The organism is Brevibacillus sp. MER 51 (assembly GCF_023714195.1).
Lineage (GTDB): Bacteria > Bacillota > Bacilli > Brevibacillales > Brevibacillaceae > Brevibacillus.
This window is the reverse complement of sequence record NZ_JAMAUS010000022.1, coordinates 40,499-65,263: the sequence shown is the minus strand read 5'-3', so window position 1 is coordinate 65,263 and position 24,765 is coordinate 40,499. Positions and strand designations below refer to the sequence as shown.

The 24,765-nt window shown below is 47.0% G+C and carries 25 protein-coding genes, 1 riboswitch and 3 other annotated features; of the genes, 17 read left to right on the top strand and 8 right to left on the bottom strand.

Going from position 1 to position 24,765, the window contains the following annotated elements; genetic code table 11:
* Positions 1-472: 472 nt before the first annotated feature.
* Positions 473-1,684 (bottom strand): hypothetical protein, encoded by a 1,212-nt coding sequence (locus tag M3630_RS28025; protein WP_251254384.1) that lies wholly within the window; start codon positions 1,682-1,684, stop codon positions 473-475.
* Between the two features lie 250 nt (positions 1,685-1,934).
* Positions 1,935-3,317, bottom strand: coding sequence for a 23S rRNA (uracil(1939)-C(5))-methyltransferase RlmD (gene rlmD, locus M3630_RS28020; RefSeq protein WP_251254381.1), 1,383 nt, complete (start codon positions 3,315-3,317; stop codon positions 1,935-1,937).
* A gap of 169 nt (positions 3,318-3,486) precedes the next feature.
* Here rlmD and M3630_RS28015 point away from each other — a divergent pair, with 169 nt between their 5' ends.
* The 3 genes from M3630_RS28015 (at position 3,487) to yhfH (ending at position 5,927) form a co-directional block, all read left to right on the top strand.
* Positions 3,487-3,828, top strand: coding sequence for a hypothetical protein (locus M3630_RS28015; protein ID WP_048031397.1), 342 nt, complete (start codon positions 3,487-3,489; stop codon positions 3,826-3,828).
* Between the two features lie 152 nt (positions 3,829-3,980).
* Positions 3,981-4,240: a binding site (T-box leader), on the top strand.
* Between the two features lie 96 nt (positions 4,241-4,336).
* Entirely contained in the window at positions 4,337-5,584 is a 1,248-nt protein-coding gene (gene ilvA, locus M3630_RS28010; protein WP_251254380.1) for a threonine ammonia-lyase IlvA, read from the top strand.
* 181 nt (positions 5,585-5,765) lie between these two features.
* Positions 5,766-5,927 carry a protein YhfH gene (gene yhfH, locus M3630_RS28005; protein ID WP_173611374.1) on the top strand — a complete coding sequence of 54 codons (162 nt, stop codon included), beginning with the start codon at positions 5,766-5,768 and terminating at the stop codon, positions 5,925-5,927.
* A 117-nt stretch (positions 5,928-6,044) separates the two neighbouring features.
* Here the strand turns inward: yhfH and M3630_RS28000 are convergent, their stop codons facing one another.
* Positions 6,045-6,410: a hypothetical protein gene (locus M3630_RS28000; protein ID WP_229087959.1), complete on the bottom strand. Its 366-nt coding sequence runs from the start codon at positions 6,408-6,410 to the stop codon at positions 6,045-6,047.
* A gap of 95 nt (positions 6,411-6,505) precedes the next feature.
* Here M3630_RS28000 and M3630_RS27995 point away from each other — a divergent pair, with 95 nt between their 5' ends.
* The 3 genes from M3630_RS27995 (at position 6,506) to M3630_RS27985 (ending at position 9,186) form a co-directional block, all read left to right on the top strand.
* Positions 6,506-7,078 carry a hypothetical protein gene (locus M3630_RS27995; RefSeq protein WP_221868761.1) on the top strand — a complete coding sequence of 191 codons (573 nt, stop codon included), beginning with the start codon at positions 6,506-6,508 and terminating at the stop codon, positions 7,076-7,078.
* A gap of 94 nt (positions 7,079-7,172) precedes the next feature.
* Complete coding sequence (locus M3630_RS27990) at positions 7,173-7,736, top strand: biotin transporter BioY (RefSeq protein ID WP_221868760.1); 564 nt, start codon at positions 7,173-7,175, stop codon at positions 7,734-7,736.
* 109 nt (positions 7,737-7,845) lie between these two features.
* The gene (locus tag M3630_RS27985; RefSeq protein ID WP_251254377.1) at positions 7,846-9,186 is read left to right on the top strand and encodes a cytochrome P450; all 1,341 of its coding nucleotides are present in this window, start codon (positions 7,846-7,848) and stop codon (positions 9,184-9,186) included.
* A 191-nt stretch (positions 9,187-9,377) separates the two neighbouring features.
* Here M3630_RS27985 and M3630_RS27980 read toward each other — a convergent pair whose 3' ends face one another.
* From M3630_RS27980 to M3630_RS27970, 3 genes are all read right to left on the bottom strand, one after another.
* Positions 9,378-10,763, bottom strand: a complete 1,386-nt coding sequence (locus tag M3630_RS27980; protein WP_251254376.1) for a sensor histidine kinase — start codon at positions 10,761-10,763, stop codon at positions 9,378-9,380.
* Positions 10,764-11,483, bottom strand: a complete 720-nt coding sequence (locus M3630_RS27975; RefSeq protein WP_007721564.1) for a response regulator transcription factor — start codon at positions 11,481-11,483, stop codon at positions 10,764-10,766.
* A 214-nt stretch (positions 11,484-11,697) separates the two neighbouring features.
* The gene (locus M3630_RS27970; RefSeq protein WP_251254374.1) at positions 11,698-12,219 is read right to left on the bottom strand and encodes a C40 family peptidase; all 522 of its coding nucleotides are present in this window, start codon (positions 12,217-12,219) and stop codon (positions 11,698-11,700) included.
* A 4-nt stretch (positions 12,220-12,223) separates the two neighbouring features.
* Positions 12,224-12,363: riboswitch (cyclic di-AMP (ydaO/yuaA leader) on the bottom strand.
* A 318-nt stretch (positions 12,364-12,681) separates the two neighbouring features.
* Here M3630_RS27970 and M3630_RS27965 point away from each other — a divergent pair.
* The 7 genes from M3630_RS27965 to prpE all read left to right on the top strand — a co-directional run bounded on the left by M3630_RS27965 (position 12,682) and on the right by prpE (position 18,222).
* Positions 12,682-13,086: a LiaF transmembrane domain-containing protein gene (locus tag M3630_RS27965; protein WP_173611382.1), complete on the top strand. Its 405-nt coding sequence runs from the start codon at positions 12,682-12,684 to the stop codon at positions 13,084-13,086.
* A gap of 64 nt (positions 13,087-13,150) precedes the next feature.
* The gene (locus tag M3630_RS27960; protein ID WP_173611383.1) at positions 13,151-13,846 is read left to right on the top strand and encodes a PspA/IM30 family protein; all 696 of its coding nucleotides are present in this window, start codon (positions 13,151-13,153) and stop codon (positions 13,844-13,846) included.
* Between the two features lie 94 nt (positions 13,847-13,940).
* Positions 13,941-14,519 carry a class I SAM-dependent methyltransferase gene (locus M3630_RS27955; RefSeq protein ID WP_173611384.1) on the top strand — a complete coding sequence of 193 codons (579 nt, stop codon included), beginning with the start codon at positions 13,941-13,943 and terminating at the stop codon, positions 14,517-14,519.
* A 14-nt stretch (positions 14,520-14,533) separates the two neighbouring features.
* On the top strand, positions 14,534-15,424 hold the full coding sequence (gene liaF, locus M3630_RS27950) for a cell wall-active antibiotics response protein LiaF (RefSeq protein ID WP_251254372.1): 891 nt from the start codon (positions 14,534-14,536) through the stop codon (positions 15,422-15,424).
* 13 nt (positions 15,425-15,437) lie between these two features.
* On the top strand, positions 15,438-16,586 hold the full coding sequence (locus M3630_RS27945) for a HAMP domain-containing sensor histidine kinase (protein ID WP_251254370.1): 1,149 nt from the start codon (positions 15,438-15,440) through the stop codon (positions 16,584-16,586).
* 7 nt (positions 16,587-16,593) lie between these two features.
* Positions 16,594-17,223: a response regulator gene (locus M3630_RS27940; protein ID WP_007721557.1), complete on the top strand. Its 630-nt coding sequence runs from the start codon at positions 16,594-16,596 to the stop codon at positions 17,221-17,223.
* Between the two features lie 174 nt (positions 17,224-17,397).
* Entirely contained in the window at positions 17,398-18,222 is an 825-nt protein-coding gene (gene prpE / locus M3630_RS27935) for a bis(5'-nucleosyl)-tetraphosphatase PrpE (protein WP_251254367.1), read from the top strand.
* Positions 18,223-18,236: 14 nt separating this feature from the next.
* Here prpE and M3630_RS27930 read toward each other — a convergent pair whose 3' ends face one another.
* Positions 18,237-19,013, bottom strand: coding sequence for an N-acetylmuramoyl-L-alanine amidase family protein (locus tag M3630_RS27930; RefSeq protein WP_251254359.1), 777 nt, complete (start codon positions 19,011-19,013; stop codon positions 18,237-18,239).
* A gap of 160 nt (positions 19,014-19,173) precedes the next feature.
* Here M3630_RS27930 and M3630_RS27925 point away from each other — a divergent pair, with 160 nt between their 5' ends.
* Both M3630_RS27925 and M3630_RS27920 read left to right on the top strand, forming a co-directional pair.
* The gene (locus tag M3630_RS27925) at positions 19,174-19,404 is read left to right on the top strand and encodes a YneF family protein (RefSeq protein ID WP_047073685.1); all 231 of its coding nucleotides are present in this window, start codon (positions 19,174-19,176) and stop codon (positions 19,402-19,404) included.
* A 21-nt stretch (positions 19,405-19,425) separates the two neighbouring features.
* Positions 19,426-19,605, top strand: a complete 180-nt coding sequence (locus M3630_RS27920) for a hypothetical protein (RefSeq protein WP_232774581.1) — start codon at positions 19,426-19,428, stop codon at positions 19,603-19,605.
* A gap of 48 nt (positions 19,606-19,653) precedes the next feature.
* Here M3630_RS27920 and M3630_RS27915 read toward each other — a convergent pair whose 3' ends face one another.
* Entirely contained in the window at positions 19,654-20,535 is an 882-nt protein-coding gene (locus M3630_RS27915; protein WP_251254357.1) for a LysR family transcriptional regulator, read from the bottom strand.
* A 149-nt stretch (positions 20,536-20,684) separates the two neighbouring features.
* On the opposite strand from M3630_RS27915, the gene M3630_RS27910 reads away from it, so the two are divergent.
* Together M3630_RS27910 and M3630_RS27905 are read left to right on the top strand one after the other, a co-directional pair.
* On the top strand, positions 20,685-22,052 hold the full coding sequence (locus M3630_RS27910) for an MFS transporter (RefSeq protein ID WP_251254348.1): 1,368 nt from the start codon (positions 20,685-20,687) through the stop codon (positions 22,050-22,052).
* Between the two features lie 81 nt (positions 22,053-22,133).
* Positions 22,134-22,402, top strand: a binding site (T-box leader).
* Positions 22,403-22,451: 49 nt separating this feature from the next.
* Positions 22,452-22,686: a binding site (T-box leader), on the top strand.
* A gap of 64 nt (positions 22,687-22,750) precedes the next feature.
* The gene (locus M3630_RS27905) at positions 22,751-24,295 is read left to right on the top strand and encodes a 2-isopropylmalate synthase (protein WP_251254339.1); all 1,545 of its coding nucleotides are present in this window, start codon (positions 22,751-22,753) and stop codon (positions 24,293-24,295) included.
* Positions 24,296-24,765 lie beyond the last annotated feature (470 nt).

Sequence of the window (24,765 nt, the reverse complement as noted above, 5' to 3'; positions counted from 1 at the left end):
ACGGAGTCAAGGGTTCGCTTCGCCTTACGCCCTTGACTCCATTGACCCGAGAAAGATGTCCCAATTAGGGGATGAAACCTTTTCATATAACGGTTGATTGAGTTTACACGAAATTCTTGACAGACCCAATCTAAGTCTTAGTAAGCTCCTTAACAAAGGCTCTGTTAAACGTTGTTGTAGATTTTAACCGAAACAAAACCCACAAACTAATTGTGGGTTTTATGCCTTTTATTAAGCTATCAAACCCCGTTAGCGTAGCATAACCCCTTTTGCAAGTTTAATTAATATTTCCTCAGTCATCACCCACGTAAAAAACACTCTCTCCCTTATTTTTATGTGCAATGATGGGGAAGTTTGTTTTAACCTCTCCTATACGTTTATTTATCTGATTATAAGGCTTGAGTTATTGATGCCAGTCGCTATCGATATAGCACTTATCAGTTGTTATAGCATACCATCATTCCTTCTTATATTATTTTCTATAAATATCACCATATGCCGTTTTGCCTTCCATTTCTATTATTTTTGTCATACTACCATACTCTACTGATTCTCCTTTTCTTACATAATATTCTTGTGACTGATACTCATACCTATTAGACAACTCCCCAAATAAAATCCATTGTAGATTATCAACACACATGTTTAATATATTATAAACATATTGAATTTCTATTTCTGGATTTACCTTCGGAATATACTTTATATCTGTTCCATAAATTTCATTTTGAAACAAAAGAAATAATCCTAATGCTTCGCTTCTTTCTCCACTTTTATTAATATCTTCAATGTTTTGCATATGAGCGTCAATTTTCTTAACAAGCCTTTTATGTATTGTATATATTCTATTCGCAATAATTTCTGAAGAAACCTTTTCATTTAGCGCATAAGGATATATTCTTTTTATCTCTTTTATCTCTGGATTAAAAAATTTCAATATTTTTCTTTTTTTAGCTTTACTAAAATTAAATACACTTTCATATTCTTCGACACATAACTTCAGTTCTTCATAATCATATCCTTTTAATGTTTTAATAGATTCCATCATTTTGTCAATGTACATGTCATACTTAACAAGTATGTCTTTAAGTTTTTGTTCAACTTCAATTACATCTTCACTAAATCTTCTTTTTCTAATTTCCGGATGATTCTCTAGCACTTCCTTAAGTTTATTTCTATGCTTAAATGATTCTATTTCTCTAATTTTCTTATTGTACTCCCTGATTTTAGGTTTCATTTTCCTAGGTACAGTTTGTACGAATTTATCTATTGCCTCATTGGATTTTCTTTTTCTTTTGTTATCTAAGTATTCAAGATAATAAAGTCGTTCTAGTTTATAATATTCTCCTTCATGTTCAAGAAAGGGAATTTCTCTATATATTTTCTGTAACTTATTGTTTTCACGAACAATTTTGAGTATTTTCTCCCTTTTTTCTGAATTGTACTCATTTATATAAAATATCATTGCAACAATAGCACTTCCTAATACACCTGAAGAAATTGCCAAGATAAAAGACCTTACTTTTTCAACGTCTATATTGGAATGTATGCCCAGCTTATATTCAATGGCATTTCCAACATATAGCATTGTTTCAGTGGAAATAAAACTAAAAATTGTAAAAACGATAAACATAGTAAATATTACACCTAAAGCTTTTTCTACATGTTTTATTCTTAAGTGCATATCACAAATCCTCCTATTTAATATGGTAAGGCTCTACGCTCTTGATTATTAAACTAACGTGCCCTTTAGTTTAATAATGAAAAACAACAATTAATGATAACAGAGCCTTAACAAAAAAAGTCCATTAAGCATCTGTATGTGGTCAAAATGTGGTCAATGCCTTATTTCAAGTAAGAACAATCTACATGAAATGCTAATAAAGGTGGTTAAACCCCAGAAGTATCAAGAGGTTTAGCCACCTTTCTGTTTTCTATTTTTTCACCAACAAACTGACCGACTCCACATGCGCCGTATGCGGGAACATATCCACCGGCTGCACATTCTTCAACTCATACCGCTGCATCAGCTTCCCAACATCCTTCGCCAACGTAGAAGGATTACAAGACACATACACAATCTTCTTCGGCTGCACATCCAACAAGGAACGAATCAGCGCATCATCCAGCCCAGTCCGCGGCGGGTCGACTACGACGACATCTGGTCGAGTCCCTTGCTTGGCCCATTTTGGCATCAAGACCTCGGCACGCCCCACGTGAAAGCTGGCATTCGACGCTTGGTTACGCTCTGCATTGCGATTGGCATCTTCGACAGCCTCAGGAATCAGTTCGATCCCGCGTACCTCGCGGGCATAAGGAGCGAGCCATAAGCCAATCGTCCCTGTCCCACAGTACAAATCGAGTACGAGCTCTTTTCCGGTCAGTCCAGCCGCCGTTTTCACTTGATTGTACAGCTTTTGCGTCTGCTCGGGATTCAATTGGAAGAAGGCACGAGCTGACAAGTCGAAGGACAGCTCACCAAGCTTTTCAGCGATGGAAGCCTTGCCCCACAAAGATACTGTCTTGTCACCAAAAACGAGCGATGTTTTTTGCGTATTTACGTTTTGCGCGATTCCTACCAGTTCAGGCAGTCTCGTGCGGAGCTCCAAAAGCAGCTCTTTCACTCGTGGAATTTCTGGGGTAGCCGTAACAAGCGTTAATTGCGTTTCGCCCGTAGCAAAAGCGACGCGAGCTACGATTGTGCGGATGACGCCCGTCCGTTTTTTCTCGTCGTAGATCGGAATCCCGAGCTCCTCGATGATTTGCTTCGCTGTTTGGACAATTTTTGTTGTTGCTTCATGCTGCACCTGACAGCCTTCCAGGTTGACGAGCTTGTGGCTCCCTGTTTGATACAGTCCAGCGATGAGCTTGCCTTTTTCCTTGCCCACCTGAAACTGCGCTTTATTTCGATACGACCACGGGTTATCCATACCAATCGTAGGGGCGACGGGTGGTTGATTCAGTCGAGCGTACTTGCGCAGTGACTCGATGACGATTTCCTGCTTGCTCGCGAGCTGTGCGGCATAATCCATGTGCTGCAAGCTGCATCCGCCACACTCCGCATAGACCGGACAGGAGGGATTCGTGCGAGATGCTGATTTTTCAACAACTCGCAAGAGACGCGCGGTCGCGTATTTTTCTCTTGCCTCGGTCACCTCTGCATGGACGACCTCTCCAGGGAGGGCACCCTCTACGAAGACGATTTTTCTTTTAAAATAGCCGATCCCTTCGCCATTAATGCCCAAACTCTTGATCGTGAGCGTCATTTGTTGGCCGACACGGATGCTGGCGTCTTGTTCTTTTTTATGCGTTGTCATCTGTTCCGTTCTCCTCAAGCAATTCAGTATTTCCCTATTATAGAGCATTACGGAAGACGTTGCATGTATGCGAGAGCTTCACGGGTGCCAGTAAGATAATGGCAACTTCCTGTCCAGCGTTGTTTTTGTTATAATAGTGCGGAGAATAATGAGGGAGTTGTGACGCTAGATGCAAGATCTATTTGAAAAAATGAAAGAATATCTCAACATGGATACTGAGATTTCTTTTGACGAGTTTGATGGCTACTACAAAAAGGTAACTGCGTTTCTAAATGATAGCTGGCAAACGCTGAACGAGGAAGATACCATGCACATGCTGTTCATCCTCGACAACCTCAAGTCAAACGGTGAAGATCGTTCCAAGCGCAAAGTGAAGGAAGCGAAAAAATACGCGAAAATGGCGCAGCGCACTGAGATTTGGGCGAATGCACTGATTGGCCGTCTGCGCGAAGCTGGTTTGACTGATGAAGAAATCGGCAAGCGTTACGAAGCAATTTACGAAGCAGTATAGGATGTATTGAAGAGAAAAACGGGTCCCGTTTTGAGTGCAGTAGCTCGAAAGGGAACCCGTTTTTTTGTCATTGCTTTCCTGCTAATTAACAAGAAGATTGACAACTTGTGGGTTTCGGCGTAGAATGTTTAACTAATTCGAATAGTTCGTATCTATGAGCGTTGAAAAGGAAGAGTAGAAACAGTAAGCAGTGTGCAGAGAGCCGTTCCCCGTGCTGAAAGAATGGCCGCCAGCCTGTTTTGAAAATCACCTTGGAGCATTGTCCTGGAAAATCAGCTTGTTTAGCCAGTGAGTATAGGACAACGAATTCGTCCTCGTTATCGGACGGGAGTTTCATAGTGAACTGCCAAAGTCTGTTTTTCGTGAGGAAGACAGAGAAGCTGAGTGGTACCGCGATGCCCTCGCCTCAGCCAGCCGTACGCAAATTGTGCGTAGCTGGTTTGGGGCGGGGGCTTTTTGATTTGGTCTGGTCCTTACTACAATTGAGAAACTTGGGAGGAACATATACATGCATACGGTTAGAGTGGAAGACATCGTAGTAGCCAATCACGCATTGAAAGACGTGGTGGAGAAGACACCCTTGCAAAAAAATAAAGTACTGTCTGAGCGCTACGGCTGCAACGTGTATTTGAAAAGAGAAGACTTGCAGGTCGTTCGTTCCTTCAAAATCCGCGGTGCTTATCATTTTATGCGGAATCTTTCCACAATGGAGCGGGAGCGTGGTGTCGTCTGTGCGAGTGCGGGCAATCATGCGCAGGGTGTAGCCTATTCGTGTAACCATTTGCAAATCCAGGGCACGATCTTTATGCCAGCGACCACCCCGCGCCAAAAAATATCGCAGGTCAAGCTGTTTGGCGGCTCCTATGCAGAAGTTGTATTGATCGGTGACACTTTTGATGATTCTTTCGCAGAGGCGATGAAATATTGCATTCAGGAAGATCGAACCTTTGTCCATCCGTTTGACGATCCATTGGTGATAGCTGGACAAGGAACAGTCGGTCTGGAGTTTATGAATGACATGGAAGAACCAGCTGATTTCGTCTTTATGAGTATCGGCGGAGGTGGATTGGCTGCGGGTGTGGGCACGTACGTAAAAGGCATCAGCCCGCACACACGGATCATTGGTGTGGAGCCGGCAGGAGCAGCTTCGATGCAAGCCGCTTTGGAGCAGAACGATGTTGTCACCTTAGATGAAATTGACAAGTTCGTCGATGGTGCAGCCGTCAAGCAAGTAGGGCAGCTAACGATGAGTATTTGCCAGGAGCTACTGGATGACATCGTGCTCGTCCCAGAAGGCAAGGTGTGCACAACCATTTTGGAGTTGTATAACAGCAATGCCATCGTTGTAGAACCAGCAGGTGCCCTGTCGATTGCCGCTCTCGATTACTACCGGGATCAAATCGCCGGGAAAAACGTAGTGTGTGTCATCAGCGGGGGAAACAACGACATTGACCGGATGCAAGAGATCAAGGAGCGCTCCCTGCTGCATGAGGGCTTGAAGCACTACTTTGTCATCAATTTCCCACAGCGTGCCGGAGCCTTGCGAGAGTTTATGGAAAAAGTATTGGGGCCACACGATGACATCACACGCTTTGAGTATACGAAAAAGAACAACAAAGACAATGGTCCAGCGCTGGTTGGCATTGAAATGAAATGCAAGGATGACTATCAGCCATTAGTCAGTCGGATGAAGCAGCATGGTATCCGCTATGTAGAGATTACGAATGATCCGTATTTGTTCAATCTGCTGATTTAGGCCTTTGTGTTACAACAGATGCGGAATTTGCAAAAATGTATGAATACAGTGAAAAGAGGAGCAATAAAGAGAAAATGAGCGAGAGAGAAAGATAAATCGGCGTAATGTATTATAACAAACTTTTATAAAACAGATACTGTTGTAATACAATACAGATAATAACACACGGGGGGTTTTAATCATGACGCCGATCACTAATTTCTTTCGCAATCTCGAAGCAAAATGCTGTGCTGCCTGCGGTCAAATGATTCACGAACAAGCTGAATCGTATGCAACAGAATGCGCACCTTGCCAAGAGCAAGCATCCTTTGACGCTTACAAACACTATCATCAAAAACGCTAATACAAACATGAATACCGGATAAAACAGGTGTACCACAGGGCATGAGCCATGGCAGGTATACCTTTTTTTTGATTCAAAGAAAAAGCCGCTGTTCCATAACAACGGCTTTTTCGCATGTCAGCGCGGTTTATCGGCGTGCTTTGCAGCTTCCTGCTTGACGTAATCAATCAGCCCCAATTGAAAGCCTTCCTGTGCAAGGAGTCGTTTGGCTTCATACGTACTCGCATAGTAGGCTTGGACATGCGGGTCGTTGTCCAGAACGTAACGACACGCCTGATCACGAGACAGCTCCTGGTACCAGTCTGTCTGTTTGATTTGGTCGACGAGATCCTCATACGCAGGTTCTGGCTTTTTCCATGGATTCAAACGATGAATAATTTCACCAAGGATTGCAACAACGATTAGAATTCCAATTAAAAACATGGCTGTCACCTCGAAGGTTGGATCACTCTCATGGTACCACTCTCCTGAAGGCGTCGCCATGGGGAAGTCGGTCTGCTTGCAAAACAAGGAGAAAGCAGGCATGCTATATACTGTAAAAGAAAGGGCCCGAATGCCTGGGAAAAGGAGGGCGCGAGATGTTTCATCCGCTTGTTTTTGACAATATCAGGGTTGTGTTGGAAGGTGCGGTATACGACCGGGACTTCGAAGGGGCAATCACGATTACGAACCGTTCGGATGTCATGGATATGGCTACGTTCCATCGACAGTTTCAGATCGAATTCAAATTGGCTGATCAACATGATTATACCGCAGCTGTCCGTGCTGAGATGCAGCTTCGTACCCAGTTAGCTGATATTGCAGCCGAACAGCTGGAACAACCGTTGACAGAGCATATCGGATGTACGATTTGTATCCATTTTTACTTGCAGCTGGAAAATTACAGAGATGTGCCGGCAGAAGCGAGAGAAGTCACATCGATTCTTAATGACATTTGGGGGCAACGGCCGTATATTACACAGAAAGTATCGGCCAAGTTAGAGGAGCATCGAATCGATTGGCCGCCAAAGCAAATCACCAACCAGGTGACGCTGGATTTTCATCGGAAAATTGATGAAGGCAACATCGATGACCTGAACGAATTAATCGATCATACGGTTCAGTCACTTCAAAAGCTGCAGTTACACATGAATCAACAAGCAAAAAGGTAAGCGGGCAGAACGGGGATTTACAAAAGGGCAGATGCGTATTATTATTTTGTTAACCTTATCATATTTTTAGTTAACAAAACGGAGGCTAGTACGCATGAGAAACGAACGCTTGAGATGGCTATTGCTCTCTGCCATTTTTGCTGCAATGACTGCGGTATTGTCGCAGGTGACGATTCCCTTGCCGTTGATTCCGATTACTGCGCAGACGTTAGCAGTAGGACTGACGGCGACCATTTTGGGAAGAAGATACGGGACACTGGCTCTGGTTATTTACGTTTTGCTCGGTGCAGTCGGATTGCCTGTATTCAGCGAGGCAAAAGGCGGCTTGCAGATATTGGTCGGAAAATCCGGCGGGTACATATTTGGGTTTATTGCCACCGCTTATGTGACCGGGCTCTACTTGGAGAAAACAAGATTCAACCTGAAAAACGCCATCATCGCCAATATCATTGGCATGTTTGTCACACTCGCTTTTGGTACTGTACAGCTCAAATACGTTATGGACATTCCATGGGATAAAGCTGTTGCTTTTGGTGTAACGCCTTTCCTCATTGTAGGGGTTGTCAAAGCAGTTCTGGCTTCTCTAATTGGCATCAAGGTACGCGAGCGACTGATTGCTTCTCGTCTGTTGCGCACAGACCAACCTGTTCCACGATAAACAAAATGATTTCGTCAGCCATCCGAAGTTCGGGTGGCTTTTTTTCGCATAATCTCCTTATCGTGCCGGATACTATCGGTAGGATTTGCAAGTAAAAAGGAGGAGACGTATGAACATCACGATCACCGGCCCAAAAGGTCTTCCAATCTCAGGGAATTTGATGGCATTTCGCCGATCGCCGCTTCAGTTCATCCGCGACGCTGCAAAAGAACATGGGGAAGTCGTCCATTTTCGCTTCGGTCCTTCCCGCCATATTTATCTGTTAACGAATCCGGATCACATCAAAGAGGTTTTGGTCAGCAAACAGGCGCATTTTCGAAAAGGGAAAGGACTACAGGTTGCGCGAGCTGTTGTAGGAGATGGAATTCTTACCAGTGAAGGAAAAAAGCATTTGCGACAACGGCGGCTTATGCAGCCAGCTTTTCATCGAGAACGTATCGCCACCTACGGAGACGTGATGGTCCGGCAAGCCGTTGATCTCATGTCGGATTGGAAAACCGGGGAACTACGTGATATTCATTCGGACATGATGAAAGTAACCCTTGCGATTATTACGGAGACGATGTTTGGCAAAACCGTCAAGGAAGGGGCCGATCAGATTGGACATGCCATCGATGTCGGTTTGAAATACGTGGCAAACAAAGGCTCCTCTTTTATCGACATTCCGTTGTCCGTACCTACCAAAAGCAATCGGGAGTTCCTGGAGTCGAGTGAGCTGCTGGACAAAACGATCTACTCTTTGATCGAAGCTCGGCGCAATAGCGAAGGAGAAGAGCACAAGGACTTGTTGGGGATGCTTTTGGCAGCGCGTGATGAAGATGATGGGGAAGGAATGACAGACGAGCAGGTTCGCGACGAGGTCATGACCATTTTTGTAGCGGGCCATGAGACGACTGCGAATACGATGTCGTGGATTTTCTATTTGCTGGCTACTCATCCCGAGGTGGAGAAAAAGCTGCATGACGAGTTGTCGACCGTACTGTGTGAAAAGCTGCCGACAGTCGAGGATATTCCGCAGCTGAAGTATACGAATCTCATTGTACAGGAAACGCTGAGGCTCTATCCTGCGGCATGGACGATTAATCGGGAAGTGGTAGATGAGGTTGAGATCGGCGGTCACACGTACAAGCCTGGAGAAACACTGATGATGAGCCAATATGTCATGCACCGTGACCCACGCTATTATGAGCAGGCTGAACAATTCATTCCAGAGCGTTTTGACAGTGACCTCTTAAAAAGAATTCCAGCCTATGCTTATTTCCCGTTTGGTGGCGGGCCGCGTGTTTGTATCGGGAATAACTTTGCTTTGATGGAGGCAGCTTTGCTACTGGCGACGATTGCACAGCGATATCGACTAAGACTGGCTGAACCGAACCAGGTAGTGGAGCCCGAGCCGTTGGTCACCTTGCGTCCCAAGAACGGACTGCCGATGCGTTTGGAAAAGAGATAGAAAAAAATGGAAGTTAAGGGGCAAAAAAAGAGGCATCTTATCACTACGGTTTCGCCGATTGTGTCAGATACCGAACTGGGGGTTATTTATCACTGAAAGCAACATGCTTACAAAAATTATTTTACTAGTAAAATATAAAGAAATAATTAACTGAGAATAAATCTATATAAAATAAGGGTAGCTTGTGAAAGCTACCCGTGGAAGAAGGGGATGGTGAAGGAGAAACTGCTTCCCATTCCCAATTCACTGTTTACCATCAGATCTCCGCCGTGAAGCCGGACGATGCTCTTGCAAATCGTCAAGCCTAAGCCTGTACCGCCACTGTTGCGATTTCGTGATTTTTCCGCCCGATAAAACTTGGTGAAAATTTTCGGCAAGTCTTCAGCGGCGATTCCTTCTCCTTTGTCGATCACAGTAAAAAGGACATGCCCTTCTCGCTGATCACACGTAAGGTAAATGGAGCCATCCGGTTTGTTGTAGTGGATAGCGTTGTTTAACAAATTTTCCATGACACGCCGCAGCTTGGTCTCATCTGCTTCGATGTGTAGTTCATTGGAGATGCGCAGCTTCCATTGAAAGGTGAGACCTGCCTCTTTGATTCTTGGCAAATAGTCCTCAATGATTCCTCTCAAGAAGCTTTTGACATGAATGCGGTTAATACTGAGTCGAACTTCGGAGCTTTGAGTGGTGAAGTCCTGGAGCTCATCCAGCAGCTTTTCCAAGTCCGTCGTTTTTAGCTCGATTTTGCCCATCTGTTTCTGTATTTTGGTCATATCCGTCACACGACCAGAGCCGATATATGACGCATACCCTTTGATCGTGGTGAGAGGTGTGCGGAAGTCGTGGGCGATCGAAGCGATCATTTCTGCCTGTCTTTCTTCCGCTAAGCGAAGCTCATCCACCATTTCCCCGAAATATCGAAAGAGTTGCCCAAATTCATCATGCGATCGATACGTAAATGTGACCAGGCGCTTCCCTTCCTGGATTTCTTGGGTGACGCGCGATAATTCGTTAACCGGCCTTAGTATCCAGCGAACGAACAAAGCGAGCAGAACCAATCCCACCAGACTAATGCTTCCGTAAATAAACCAGAGCATCATGGAAACCCCAGTTGTAGCCATCATGTCGTAATCATCTGTGTAGAAATAAACAACGATCTCCCCTGTACGCGGTGGCTCCTGCTGAAAATGGTACTCAGCGACCACTTTGAGGTCACTTTGTTTGGCAGAATCACCACGACTTGATGAGGAGGGGGAAGGCATTTTCAAATTATAGGCGCGTGATGTTTTGCTGTAGATGGTGTTTCCATTGGCATCCTTTACGAGCATGCGGTACATCACGTCGTCTGGCAACTGCTTTTCAAGCTCCAAACGTTCGATTGGGTCCTTGAAATTACTGACGAGAAGCAGTTGATTGAGCATGACCTTCTCTGCGGCTTCTTTCTCAGCCTGGTACTGATTATGCCGATCATTTTTGAGTTGAGCGACAATAATGTCTTGAAAAACAAATTTAAACAACAAGATGTTGAGTGTGATCAAGGCAATGAAGGAGAGCAAAACTTTATTGCGTAAGCTCATTTAAAGCTTCTCCCCGATAAATACGTAGCCTGTCCCCCATTGTGTTTTAATGAACTGACGTTCTGTTTCCAGCTTTTCACGGAGGTTTTTAATATGGACGGTCACTGTATTGAGCGAGCCATATCCATATCCCCAGACACGGTCATAAATTTGCTCTCTTGTAAAGACGATGCCCGCATTTTCTGCGAGGAAGGTGAGTAGTTGGAATTCTTTGGTAGATAGCTCAATCTTTTGATTGCATACATAAACGGAATACGTTTCTTTATGAATTTCCAGGTCCTTGAATTTCAAAACCGTAATCGGAGAGGAGGCCGTTTCCTTCTCAGGCTGCTCTTCGGTATGCTTGCGAATGCGCTCATAGCGACGAAGGTGGGCACGAATGCGAGCGAGCAGCTCTTCTGTATCAAAAGGCTTCGTGATGTAATCATCTGCGCCGATTTCGAAGCCGACTACTTTATCTACCGCTTTTCCTTTTGCACTGAGAAACAGTATAGGCAAATCCCACTCACGGCGAATTTGAGAGCAGAGCTCGTAGCCACTCATGTTGGGCATCATAATATCCAAAAGGATCAGGTTGGGACGCTCTCCTTGGCTGAGCAGCGAGAGTGCATCCTCTCCGCTCTCTGCGGAGGAAACGGTGAAGCCCTCGTTCTCCAAAATGTCTTCTAGCAGTTCAATAATCTCCAGATTGTCATCGACAATTAAAATGTGATCTTTCACCGGAACAACCCCCAGTTACTTCTATTAATAAGGAATACCATTCAAAGAATGGGTCTTGTCTATCATAACATGCTTTGACCTGATCAGGGGAAGAAACCCCGTAAGTTATTAAGTTGTTCTAATATGTGAGGGTACCTCTTTAGACCAGGTACTAAATTTCGTCAGAAAAAGCCAGAGACGTAGTGTCCCTGGCTTTTATTATTTTGCCGAATGACTATTTTTTAGCTGGTTTTTCCGGCAACGATGCAGCTTGCACCGCTTTTTCCTTATTCGGAATTTCTGCTTTCGCTAGAACAGGAACGCTGAGACGCTTGGCGCCTACATAACGCTTGCTCCAGTAGTATGGATCGCTCAACTTGGTGTTGACGACTCCACGACCAGATTCCGAGTGCACGAATGTGCCGTCTCCGATGTAGATACCCACGTGAGAAATGCTGCGACCGTTCGTGTTGAAGAATACGAGATCGCCTGGCTGCAAATCTTTTCTGGCTACCTCAGTACCTAATTCGTACTGGGAAGCAGAATTGTGAGGCAGGTCTACACCTAACGCATCAAATACGTAGCGCGTGAAACCGGAGCAGTCAAAGCCCTTTTTGGACGAGCCGGAAGATTTGTAAGGGGTACCGTACAAGTCGCTGACTACTTCATTGAGAGTATTCTCCTCAGCAGCCTGTACAGCGCTTGCCCCCATAGCAAGCAATCCAGCCATAAATAAAGATAAAACCATCTTGCGCAAAAGAAACTGCTCCCTTCGTGAGCCTACGAGGTTAGCTGAAGGGTTCGGTCGAAAGGACGCCCTAGGCTGCTAGGAGTAGCAACCATTCACCCCAAAAACGTGGTTCCCCCGTTTCCGCCAAGCGGAATTCGGCTATTTTTCGATGTTTTTTTACACGCACTCTTACGAAGATTCTACGCCAGTCCTTTTTTTCCTTCTTTTTATCTGTTCGTTCACACATTCGTCACAAAGATACCGTCAAATGCTGTAACGTTTTCGTTCGACAGTGCAAGCCGCCTTTCGACGCGTGCATATTCTGTCTTGCGGGACAGCTCGTCCGATTAGGGCAGGAAATTGTCTCCGTCCAAGGACGGAGGGAAAAACCAACCGCACGCCCGTTATGGGAAGCCTATACCGAGGGCTACAATAAGGGCATAACGTTCCACAAGCACCACATGCAAAACGAATGGAGGTAAGCGAGTAATGAGCGAACGGTCTGGCAAAGTTCTACTCGGGCTGGTTCTGCTGCTAGTCGGTGGGTTGGTTCTTCTGGATCTGGTGGGTATCGATATCGGAGACTTGCTCGGGTTTATCATTCCCGGCGTGATCATGATATACGGTGCCAAAAAGATCATGGGACAAACCGGTTCACGTTTTTGGGGAATCCTGGTCTTCCTGTTCGGATTCCTGATGTTGATTGGCAAGCTTGACCTACTGTTTCACGCGCTTCTGGCCATTGGGGTGATTTATCTGGGATATCGCTTACTGCGTCCCAGCCAAGAGCCAAAACAAGCGCCTCCTTCTTGGGAGCGTGAATGGGCCCAAAAAGTATTAAAGGAAGATACGCTGGACACTTGGGAGAGAAACGTAAGAAGACGCCCGCAGTAACGCCTATGTCGCAAGAGTCTTTTGGATGAACAATATGATGTGATATGATGAGGAGGAAAAAATAATGAGTATCTTTAAACGTTTGCGTGATCTGACAGTAGCTTCGGTAAATGATGCATTGGATTCCATGGAAGATCCGGTAGTAATGCTGAATCAATATATGCGTGACATGGAAGTAGAAATCGGACAAGTTGAAGTCGCGGTTGCCCGTCAGGTTGCACTGGAAAAGAAATTCCGTCAGCAATTGGATGAAGCCAATGCCCTGATCGAAAAACGCGATCGTCAAGTCAAGCTCGCCTTGACTGAGGGAGAAGACGAGTTGGCACGTCGAGCACTCGCTGACAAGAAGCAGTACGAAGGCCGGGCAGCGGAATATGAAACTCTCTACCTGTCAGCATCCGAGGCGGCTACACAAATGCGCGAGAAGCTGGCTGAGCTGAAGGAAGAGTTCTATAAAATGCGTGCGAAAAAGTTCACACTGATGGCACGTGCACAAGTAGCTCGTACACAAAAGCAAGTCAATCAAGCAGTTGTTGGTATCGGCAATCAGTCCGCAGGCCGTGGCTTCGCCCGCATGGAGGAAAAAGTCATGCGCATGGAAGCAGAAGCACAAATGAGTGGGCAATGGCGCCAAACGAACCGCGCTTGGGAGAACGCTTTGTCTGACCTGGAAAAGGATGATCTCGATGCAGAACTTGCTAGCATCAAAGCATCCATTAATGAAGCAAAAACACCGGTAGCCAAACCAGTGCAATCCTAATTCAACAGGAACTGGGGGACAAGGTGTAGAATAGATTGGGTCAATTCGGCAGCCTGTGTACATCAGGCTGCTTTTCCCCTAGGAGGTACGATTCTTGCAGGACTTCTTGGTCTTTTTGCGGCGGTTTATCGCTGAGCCTGGACGCGTCGGTAGTATAATCCCCAGCTCTCGTTTTTTATGTGAGCAAATGTTGAAAAGCGTCGATTGGGCTTCAACCGATGTGATCCTGGAGCTGGGACCTGGTACAGGGGCATTTACCCAAACGATCTATCAGCGCTTGCGTCCCGGCACACAGTACGTGCTTGTGGAACGAGATTCCCAATTTCGCTCTATGCTTCAATCACGTTTTCCCGATCTTCCTATCAGGGAGGAAGCGACTAAACTTAGGTCTTACTTGGAGGAGCAGGACCTTGTAGGTGCAGATGTCATTATCTCAGGTCTGCCATTCGCCAATTTTCCACAAGAGCTGCGGGCAGCAATTCTGGACGAAGTTCAATCTGTACTGAAGCCAGGGGGCCTATTTATTACATTCCAATATTCGCTACAACTCCAGGCTGAGTTGCAGGATCGTTTTCCCCGGGTTGAGATCGACTTTACCCTGTTGAACATTCCGCCTGCATTCATCTATACATGTCGTAATGGTCAAAGTGAAAACGATCAGCATGGGGCGTGAGAGAGGAGACTTTTGTGAAACTGTCCCGTTTGCACAAAATGTTGGCTGGTGTCCTGATTATTTTTACGGGAATCGGTCTTTTGTTAGACAGTTTGGGTATCATTTCGTTCGGTCTGTTTGATTTGTGGCCGATGGTGCTTATTTATTTCGGCCTTCGTTTGTGGGGGAATAAAAATCGGATTGGCGGAGGAATTTTATTCTCGCTGGGGACCATCATCGCGATGGATATGTGGTTTAGTGTCGGGATTGATGATTTGTTCCAGATTGCAGTGCCAATCGTGTTTATTTATTTCGGGTTTCAGTTGATTCGGGGCAAGAACAGCAGACGAGATCACCGTGTGAATCAGCCATTAGGCGAGAGTGGGAACCCATCTGCTGCGGAGACGATTTTGACTAGTGATGCGAGTATCCCGAATGACGTGAACGTTTCAACAGCGGAGCGCCCTTGGCTAGACAGCTGGAACAAATGGAAGCATGTTGGTGGAAAAATTCCTCATCACGAAAGCATGTCTTCATCCCCTGACGACATGCTGCCAAAAGATTCCCGCAGTTCTCTGATTGGGGATTATCACCTGACTTCCGGGCGTTTTGAACTGAATCACTTGCATGTCTGGCATGGAATCGGGGATGTTGTGATTGATCTTTCCCGGGCAGTGTTGATGCGGGATGAAGCGGTTCTTGTCGTAGAGGGCTGGGTAGGCGATGTGACGATTTATGTACCGGTCGATCTTCCTGTATCGGTAACGGCAGGGTTGAGTATTGGTGACCTGGAGGTGCTAAGCCACCGTCAGGGGGGGATCAACCGCAGTGTTAAGATTCGTTCTGATCAGTATGATGAAGCATTGCAAAAAGTAAACTTGCATATCTCGCTGCTTGTCGGCGATATAAAAGTCAAGTACATCTAGGAGGTACTGGCGGATGCGTCGACAGCGATTGGCAAGTATTCAGTGGCAATACGTGCGCTATGGCATGTTACTGGCCGTCAGTGCAGTTACTGCCGCGTTTATTTGTTTCTTTTGGCTATACTTTTTATGGAAAGATCACCCGGGGATTCATCGGTGGTACAACGAAGTAATCAGCGACCGCAACTTCGTGTGGTGGCTTGAAGAATATATAGGAATCAATCTCCCTGCCGATCCAGAGGGTTTGATTCAGCTTGCTGCTTTTGTTGTTTCTTTGCCTGCAGGTGTCTTAGTGGCATTGATCATTTCCTATATCGTCGGCAATTTGTTGAAAAAGAGACTCAGTGTACTGTGGGAAGCTGCCATGAAGCTTGGGCGCGGAATGCTGTCGTATCGGGTTCCCGAATTGGGCGTCGATGAAGTAGGCGAATTGGGATGGCAGATCAATCGCCTGGCTTCGCAATGGGAAGAGCAAGTAGCATCTTTGCAGCGGCTGTCGAACCACAATGCGGCTCTCGCAGAACAATTGAAGCATGCAGCGGTAACAGAGGAGCGACAGAGATTGGCGAGAGAACTGCATGACGCAGTCAGCCAGCAACTGTTCGCTATCGCCATGACGACTGCGGCGATGAAACGGCTTGTCGAAAAAAATCCTCAACGTGCAGCCCAACAGATTGAATTGGTCGAAGAGATGGCAGCAGCTGCACAAGCGGAGATGAGGGCGTTGCTCTTGCATCTTCGCCCGGCTACGTTACAAAACAAGTCATTGAAGGAAGCCATTCTGGAACTTTTAGATGAGCTGACGCGTAAAAATACCATGCAGCTGACGTGGGAGATCGAAGACGTCGAAGGCTTGCCGAGTGGAATTGAGGATCATTTGTTCCGCATTTTGCAGGAGTCCTTATCCAACACATTGCGGCATGCCAGAGCTACCCAGATTACAGTGAAGCTATTTACATTGCAAGAGCAGGTTCGCCTGCGAGTAACGGATGATGGTGTTGGTTTTGATCCAGATGGGGAGAAAATGACGTCCTACGGTCTGCGCAGCATGCAGGAGCGCGTAGCAGAGGTCGGAGGCTCCATGGAGATTTACTCGGCGATTGGGAAAGGGACGCAAATTGAGGTGCGTATTCCTCTAATGTCACAGACGGAACGGGAAGGGTGAAGGCTCAGTGATTCGGGTACTTCTGGTAGATGATCACGAAATGGTTCGGATGGGTTTGGCTGCTTATTTGTCTACGGAGGACGATATTGAAGTCGTAGCAGAGGCAGGCAGTGGGGAAGAAGGGGTGCGAATGACGCAAGAGCTACGCCCAGATGTAGTTCTGATGGATTTAGTCATGGAAGGCATCGGCGGTGTGGAAGCGACTCGGCGTATTCGTGAAAGCTGTCCATCCAGTAAGGTTATTGTCTTGACTAGCTTTATTGATGACGAAAAGGTATACCCGGTCATTGAAGCCGGGGCATTCAGCTACTTGCTGAAGACTTCGCGTGCAGCCGAGATTGCAAAGGCAATTCGCTCTGCTGCGGCGGGTGAGCCAGTTTTGGAATCGAGGGTAGCAGGAAAAATCATGGCCCGTTTCCGTCACGGTCAAGAGTCCCATCCCCATGAGCAGCTAACGCCGCGCGAGTTGGAGGTTTTGAAGCTAATCGGTCAGGGCAAGTCCAACCAGGAGATTGCTGATGAACTCATTATCGGGATCAAAACGGTCAAGACTCATGTCAGCAACATTCTTGCCAAGCTGAACGTGGAGGATCGCACGCAAGCGGCCATTTACGTGCATACGCATAGCTTAGGTTAATCACATCGCATCATGTATAGGTAAACGCGCCAAATAGCTCCTCAGTAAACAGGGGCTCTTTCGCGCGTTTACTTGTTTAAACAGTTTTCTTGTACGCAAACCGTGAGTTTTTTTCGTAGATGTGGTAAAGATAGTAAGTAACGAATGAGAGATAACGGAAAGGAGGGCCGGGCTATGAGGCACAAACCTCAAACACGCTCCAAGGTGCTTTCGGCTGACAATGGTGTGGATATCGTTGGCGATGTTCACGGCTGTTACGACGAATTTATAGAATTGCTCAAACGCTTGGGATATGAACAAACCCCAGACGGTACATATCGCCATCCCCATGGCCGAAAGCTCCTTTCCCTCGGTGATATCACGAGTCGTGGACCTTACTCAATCAAAATGCTGCAATTTTTTCACCAACATGTCACGGCAGGCCTGGCTGAGATGGTAGATAGTAACCACGGGTGGAAAGTAGCTCGTTGGCTGGATGGTAGACCGGTAACATTGGCTCACGGAGATGAAAAAGTAGAAGAGGAAATTCGGCTGTATCAGCTAGAATACGGACCGAAGAAGGCCTCCTTGCTGCGTGAACAGAGCCGTAGATTGCTATTTTCTTCTCCTTCGCACATGATCATCAAACAAAATGAAAAAATAGTGGCGGTCGCCGTTCATGCGGGGATTCGCGACGATTACATAGGGATGGATTCGCCTGCGGTCTACACATTTTGCCGATATGGCGATGTGGCAGATACGGGACCGGATGGGCGCCCGATCCGCAGAGAATGGGCAAAAGAACGAAAGGTGACTTCGCCCATAATCGTATGGGGACATGATCCGCATCCAGAGCCAAAACGAAAAAATGGCACCATCAACATCGACCAAGGATGTGTGTTCGGCGGAATGCTAACCGCCTACCGTTACCCAGAGGACGAATTGGTGAGTGTGCCAGCAAAAAGAAATTATTCGGGCTTAACGGATACGCCGCTGACCCGTTTTAAGGCAGACGATTAAACAGAGACGTTCTGTTACGTTTTGAGCTTTTCGAATAGTCGCTTCAGGATGACAGCCTGTGCCCAGAGTGGCAGAGGTTGGTCAGGCTTCTGACGCCATTGTTCATCAGTTAATAATCCTTGATCGTACAGCCAGTTGACGGCTTCCTGCTTCCAATCAGCTCCGTTCCCAGGAGAAGTGGTGGGAGCAAGGGTTGGTGCTACAGTCGGTTTCGGTGTAGAAGTAGGAGTCGCAGGGGGCTGGTAGGGAAGTTTAGCGTACGTACAAAATGCCCGAACTACGCCTTCCGCGAGATCTCGCCAATCCTGCTGTAGCTTATTTGCGTCCAATGCATTGTCGGCAAAGCCATACTCGACAATTACCGTCTCCACGCTGCCAGTCTCTCGGTGCATGAAGTAGTAATCAAGCCGCGGATTATCTGGCAGTGTCCGCGTAAAAATGCGTCGATTCGGCATCCCTTCCGCTGCCAGGGCATCCTGGATCAATTGGGGAAAGGTTGGGGAGCCGTAAATCGAGTAAAGGACCTCGGAGCCTCGGCCGCCACCTGAGTTAATATGGTTGGATATACAGTAGCGAGCACCGCTGTTTCGAACCAGAGCAGTCCGAGCCTCACTTGTTAGAGTCACATCGGTTGTCCGTGTGATCGCAGCAGGAATATTTAGAGCCAAAAAGCGATTATATTGGTAGAGCGTTATTTGCAAATTCATATCTTTCTCGGTAAATTGCGTGTTGTTGCCACCGCCTGGGTCACTTCCACCGTGTCCAGCGTCCAGAATCACAATTGGAGCCATGTTGTTTCACCTCTTGCTATTAGAATATGCTTGAGACAACAATATTGTTGAAGGCAGTGTTCTCATTTTCCAAGTTTTCTAATCACAATTTACAGAAGATAGCCCAACTATGGTACAATAAAAGAGTTCATAATTACGTATAGAGGATGGTAATGTATTGATGGCTTGGTACAACTGGGTAATTCCAATTGTTACATTGTTAATCGGTCTCGCTGGTGGATTTTATGGAGGGACTTATTTATTGAAAAAACAAATGTCCAATATGCAAATGGACGAAAAGCAGCTTCAAGCCATGGCTCGTTCAATGGGGATGAATCTTAATCAAAAGCAGCTCAAGCAAATGAGCCGTACGATGAAAAACATGAAAATGCCAAATAAATTCGGGAAGTAGCGTGAAAGGGAGTGTCGTTTGATGGGGGCGACCCGGCTGCGCTACACGATGATCGGTTTTATTGTCGGTGTGTTTATCGTGTATTTGAAAGACCTGCCGCTTGCTGAAGGAACTCGGTTTGCGGCCCCTTTTTACGGAGCGGGGATTGGACTGCTCATTGACGGCATTATTTTACGTTTGAAAAAAAGAAAACAAGAATAGAGGAGGAGCCTGGCGAATGATGCCAGGCTTTTTCTGTTGGAAAGGGGCTTATTTTTCAAGAGACTCTGCAAAATACTGGACGATAAAATCACAGAACTTGCGTGCAGCCAGGGAGAGATATCTTTTTTCGTGCCGAATCATTTGAAAATGTCGCTGGCAGATCGGGTGTTTGATCGGAAGCATGACAAGGTGTGGGTCTTCCTCTCGACTGATACAGCCGTAGAGGGCGATGCCAAGGCCTGCGCGGACGAGCTTTTGGATAGAGCCGGGATCATCTACCCGACAAGCGAATTTAGGGGTAATCCCTGCTTTTTGAAAGAACTGATCGTACAGCATTTGGATGGGAAAGTCCTCCTTGTAGCCGATAAAGGACTCCTCAGCCAAATCGCTTAGGCGAACACTGGTATGTTTGGCTAAGTGATGTGTGCGCGGGACAGCTACGTGAATATCTTCTTTCAATACGGGTGTAGTCAAAATATCCGGCAGCTTGATCGGCAAATGGGTGAAGCAAATATCCACTTCGCCTGACTCCAAAAGGAGTGCCATTTCTTCAATGGTGGCTTGCGTGATTTGGAAATGCACATCGGGATGGAGGGCGAGAAATTTGCCCAACGGTTCTGATAACAAATCCAAGGTCGACGTTGCCAGATGTATACGACCATGCTCCATTCCGGCCAGATCCGATACGACTTTTTGACCTTCCTCCAACAAGTTCAATGCTTTATCTACACGTTCCAAATATGCCTTTCCAAATGTATTCAGCCGAATACGTCCTCGCTCGCGGTCAAATAACGGAACCCCGACATCCTCTTCCAACCGAGCAATGGTCTTGCTGAGAGCAGGCTGAGCAATCCGCAGCTCTTGGGCGGCTTTCGTCATATGCTGCCACTTGGCCACTGTTCGGAAATAGTGCAATTGCAACAATTCCATTCGATTCAACTCCATATACTCAGGTATATCAACTGCATGTCAAAAGATATATTTTCGTTTATTTTAAAATCATTATAAACTACAACAAGCAAGGCAAACAATCACCTTCCCGGGAAGAAATCGGTGATAACGAGAGGTGTCTTTCCAATATGCAAACCGAACCACAACAACAATCTGCTGAAAAAGTTCTTCGCGTACTCGTGTTTACGCTCATGATGACAGTGATGAGTGCTACGATGTTCAATATCGTGTTACCGCAAATCAGGACAGAATTTCATTTATCTTTTAGCCAGGTTAGCTGGGTGACGTCTGCCTTTTTGTTAATCTATGCGGTTGGAACCGTGATGTACGGCAAGCTAGCCGATTCCTATAAGCTCAAACATTTGCTTACATTCGGACTGATTCTGTTTGCCATCGGCTCTCTTGTCGGATTTTTCGCCCATAATTATGGCATGGTGCTTTTTGGGAGAATTGTGCAGGCAGCAGGGGCTGCAGTTGTTCCGGCGACGTCTTCGATTATTCCGGTGCGTTATTTTCCCCCAGAGAGTAGGGGGCGAGCTTTAGGGATCTCTATGACCGGGATGGCAATCGGTAGCGCATTAGGTCCCGTTCTTTCGTCTTTGCTGGTCAGTCTGCTCGATTGGAGATGGCTGTTCTGTATGCCGTTGTTCACGCTCTTTGCCGTGCCTTTTTTCCGTAAGTATTTGGAGGAGGAGGAGCGGGAAGCTGTCAAAATGGACTGGATCGGCGGAGGGCTTCTCGCCATAACGATTGCATTGCTTCTACTGGCTATTACGAATCAGAGCTTGCTGCTCGCACTCGGGTGCATCCTCTCATTCCTTCTGTTCTTGGTAAGGATTCGGACGACCGCAGAACCCTTTATTCGCCCTGGCTTATTCCGGAGCAAACGCTACTCGCTCGGGCTGGTCATTGCCTTTTTGATGATAGGGAGTGGCTATTCGTTCGCTTTTCTTAGTCCGCAGTTGTTGGCCGATGTGAATCATCTGGCACCGGGGCTCATTGGCTTTGTCATGGTACCTGGGGCGATTGTGACCGCGTTCTTGGGGAAAAAGGCCGGGATTCTTGCAGATAAGAAAGGGAATTCGTATTTATTTTACACAGCGTCTGCGCTACTTTTGAGCAGCTTTGTCCTCTTCTCTTCCTTTGCGGGAGTGTCCCCGTTCCTCATTGCTGTTTTTCTGATTTTTGGCAATGTCGGACTATCGTTTATGATGATTTCGATGTCAAACGCAATCTCGCAGTCGCTACCAAAGGAACAGATCGGCGTCGGTATGGGACTGATGGCAATGCTGAACTTTATTGCAGGTGCTCTTGCAGCTACTTTGTACGGCAAGTCGATTGATGGAGGAGCTGCTGCGAGCTGGAATCTGCTCAATAGCTATCCAGGAGCGTCGGTCTATAGCAATATTTACTCCGCTTTAGTGCTCGTGATACTGGGTCTCGCTTGCCTTTATTACAGACAGTTCGGCCGCAGCTCGGTGAGAGGGCTCAATTAATTGGATTAGTAAAATTAATTTTATTGCTAGCTTCCATTGACAACCAGATATAAACCGAATAAAATTTCAAACAATAATAACAATAACGCGAAGAACGGGAACAGTAAGTGGTCTGATCTGTTTAGAGAGCTGCGGGACGGTGCAACGCAGTCAGAGAAACCATTGAAGCTCGCCCGGGAGCGGCAGGACTGAACAAGATGTAGCGCTGCATCGAGCAGTAAGTTCTGACGGTTAACCTCCGTGATCGGGTTGTGCTGGTCGACCAGGATCAGTACATGAGGTGGACTTCTGGCGAGCAGCTGGGGTCAACGAGAGTGGTACCGCGATAGACAAGGTCTGTCGTCTCTTCGATAGAGACGGCAGGCCTTTTTGATTTTCTGATTTTCACAACGACATAGAACAAACGCGAAGAACGGGAGCTAGTAAAGCGAATTTCTTGTCCAGAGAGCTGCGGGTAGGTGCGACGCAGTCAGGAAATGCTCGAATCTCACCCGGGAGCGGCTAGGTTGAAAACGTTCAGTAGACCTTGACGGATCGTCCCACGTCATCGGGACAGCGAGGTGGATTCTCTTTTGACAAAAGAGGGGATCAACGAGAGTGGTACCGCGGCAGCCAAAAGCCTGTCGTCTCTTGTATATGGAGACGCCGGGCTTTTTTTATTACGGTTAAAACGACTAAAAATTGAGGAGGCATTACCCATGACAAAACGAATCCATATTTTTGATACGACACTGCGTGACGGAGAGCAAGCGCCAGGAGCGTCTCTTTCGCCTGAGCAAAAAATCGTGATAGCAAAGAATTTGGCAGACCTCGGCGTGGATGTCATTGAACCGGGCTTCCCCATCTCCAGCCCCGGTGACTTCATGGCGGTGCAACGTATTTCGCAAGAGGTGCACGGCGTAGAAATCTGTGGCTTTGCTCGTGCGGTGAAGGAGGACATCGATGCTGCTGTCCGGGCTACACAGGCGGCAGAGCGACGCAGACTCCACATGTTCCTGTCATCCTCTAGTATTCATCTGGACTTCCAACTCCGCAAGTCGAGAGAGCAGGTGATAAAGATCGCCCGCGAAATGATTGCGTACGGCAAACAGTTTGTAGACCGGATCGAATTTTCGCCGATGGATGCGACTCGCACAGGCGATGAATTCCTGTTTGAGATGATCGAGGCAGCGATTGAAGAAGGGGCAACCATTATCAACATCCCAGATACGGTAGGGTACGCACTTCCAGAAGAGTATGGGGCTATGTTCACTCGTGTTATGAAAAACGTCCGTGGCAGCGACAAGGTAGAGTTCAGTGCACACTGCCACAATGACTTGGGACTCGCAGTTGCAAACAGTTTGGCTGCGATTCGCGCTGGGGTCACCCAAGTCGAGGTAACGGTCAACGGGGTCGGTGAACGAGCAGGGAACTGCTCCTTGGAAGAGCTGGTAATGGCAATTGAGACGCGCAAAGAAGCACTGGATGCCGAAACTGGCATCAGACCGGAGCACATTTATACCACTTCCCAAAAGGTGAGCCGTGCCATGAGCTTCCCGATAGCTTTCAACAAACCAATTGTCGGTCGCAATGCTTTTCAGCACGAAGCGGGAATTCATCAGGACGGTCTCTTAAAAGAGCGCAGCACGTACGAAATCATGGACCCGGAGAGCTTGGGCGTTCCTCGCAACATGATCATTCTCGGAAAGCACTCCGGCCGTCATGCCATCAAGCACCGCGTAAACGAATTCGGGATACAGTTGACTGACGAACAGATGGAGGCCCTGTACGTCCAATTTAAAGAGCTGGCTGACAAGCAAAAAGTTGTCCAGGATCATCAATTGCTTGAACTCGTGGGACATACCGTGAACGCCGTACTGGAGCCATTCACACTCGTAAATGCGCAAGTGCTCACCGGCACATCCGGACATCGCATGGCTTCCTGCACGATTACGAACAATGTAACGGGAGAAGAACAAGCATACTCTGGCACCGGAGAAGGTCCTGTTGAGGCATTGGTGGCAGGCATCAAGCAGGCACTGCCGTTCGACGTGGAGTTTACGGACATGGAGCTGTATTCATTGTCGTCGGGAGAGCATGCGACAGGTGAAGCGATCGTGACGGTCAGCGCCAACGGAAGTCATTTTAAAGGAGTTTCCGAGCATCGAGATGTACTGATGGCGGTCGCGCAGGCGTTTATGGCGGCGAGCAATCAGGCGGTGCGTGATCATCAAGCAAAAATGGTAACAGCCGGAGCTAATTAAGAGCCGAACATAAAAAGTCAGCCTGTGGATGTTTGCAGGCTGACTCTTCATGTGCTTATGGCTGTAGTGGGGAGAAGAATATTTCCAGTCTAGGCTCCAGGCTCCGTCCTGCTGAGGGCTAAGACTGTCCGCTTCGAAGGGATTCGCGGGGAAACGCAAAAGTGGTAGCCGCTTCGTAGCGCGAGCACGTTGCGTTTCTTTTGCCCGCGAATCCCTTCTCCGCTCGGTAGGACTCCACAAGTCGCTACGTCTGGAAATATTCTTCTCTGTCGTAACTGATGATATTTCTTCATTCATATAAATCTTTAAAAGCTCGTTTAAACATGGAAAGCGCGTAGAGGAAACAGGAGAAATAAGCGAAGATCTTAGGGACACCGACAGAGACGGAATGCAAAAAGCGAAACACGGTCTTAAGCGTCCACCTCTGAAAAACTTCCTGAATGGACTACTTTGGACGCGGTTTCGCTTTT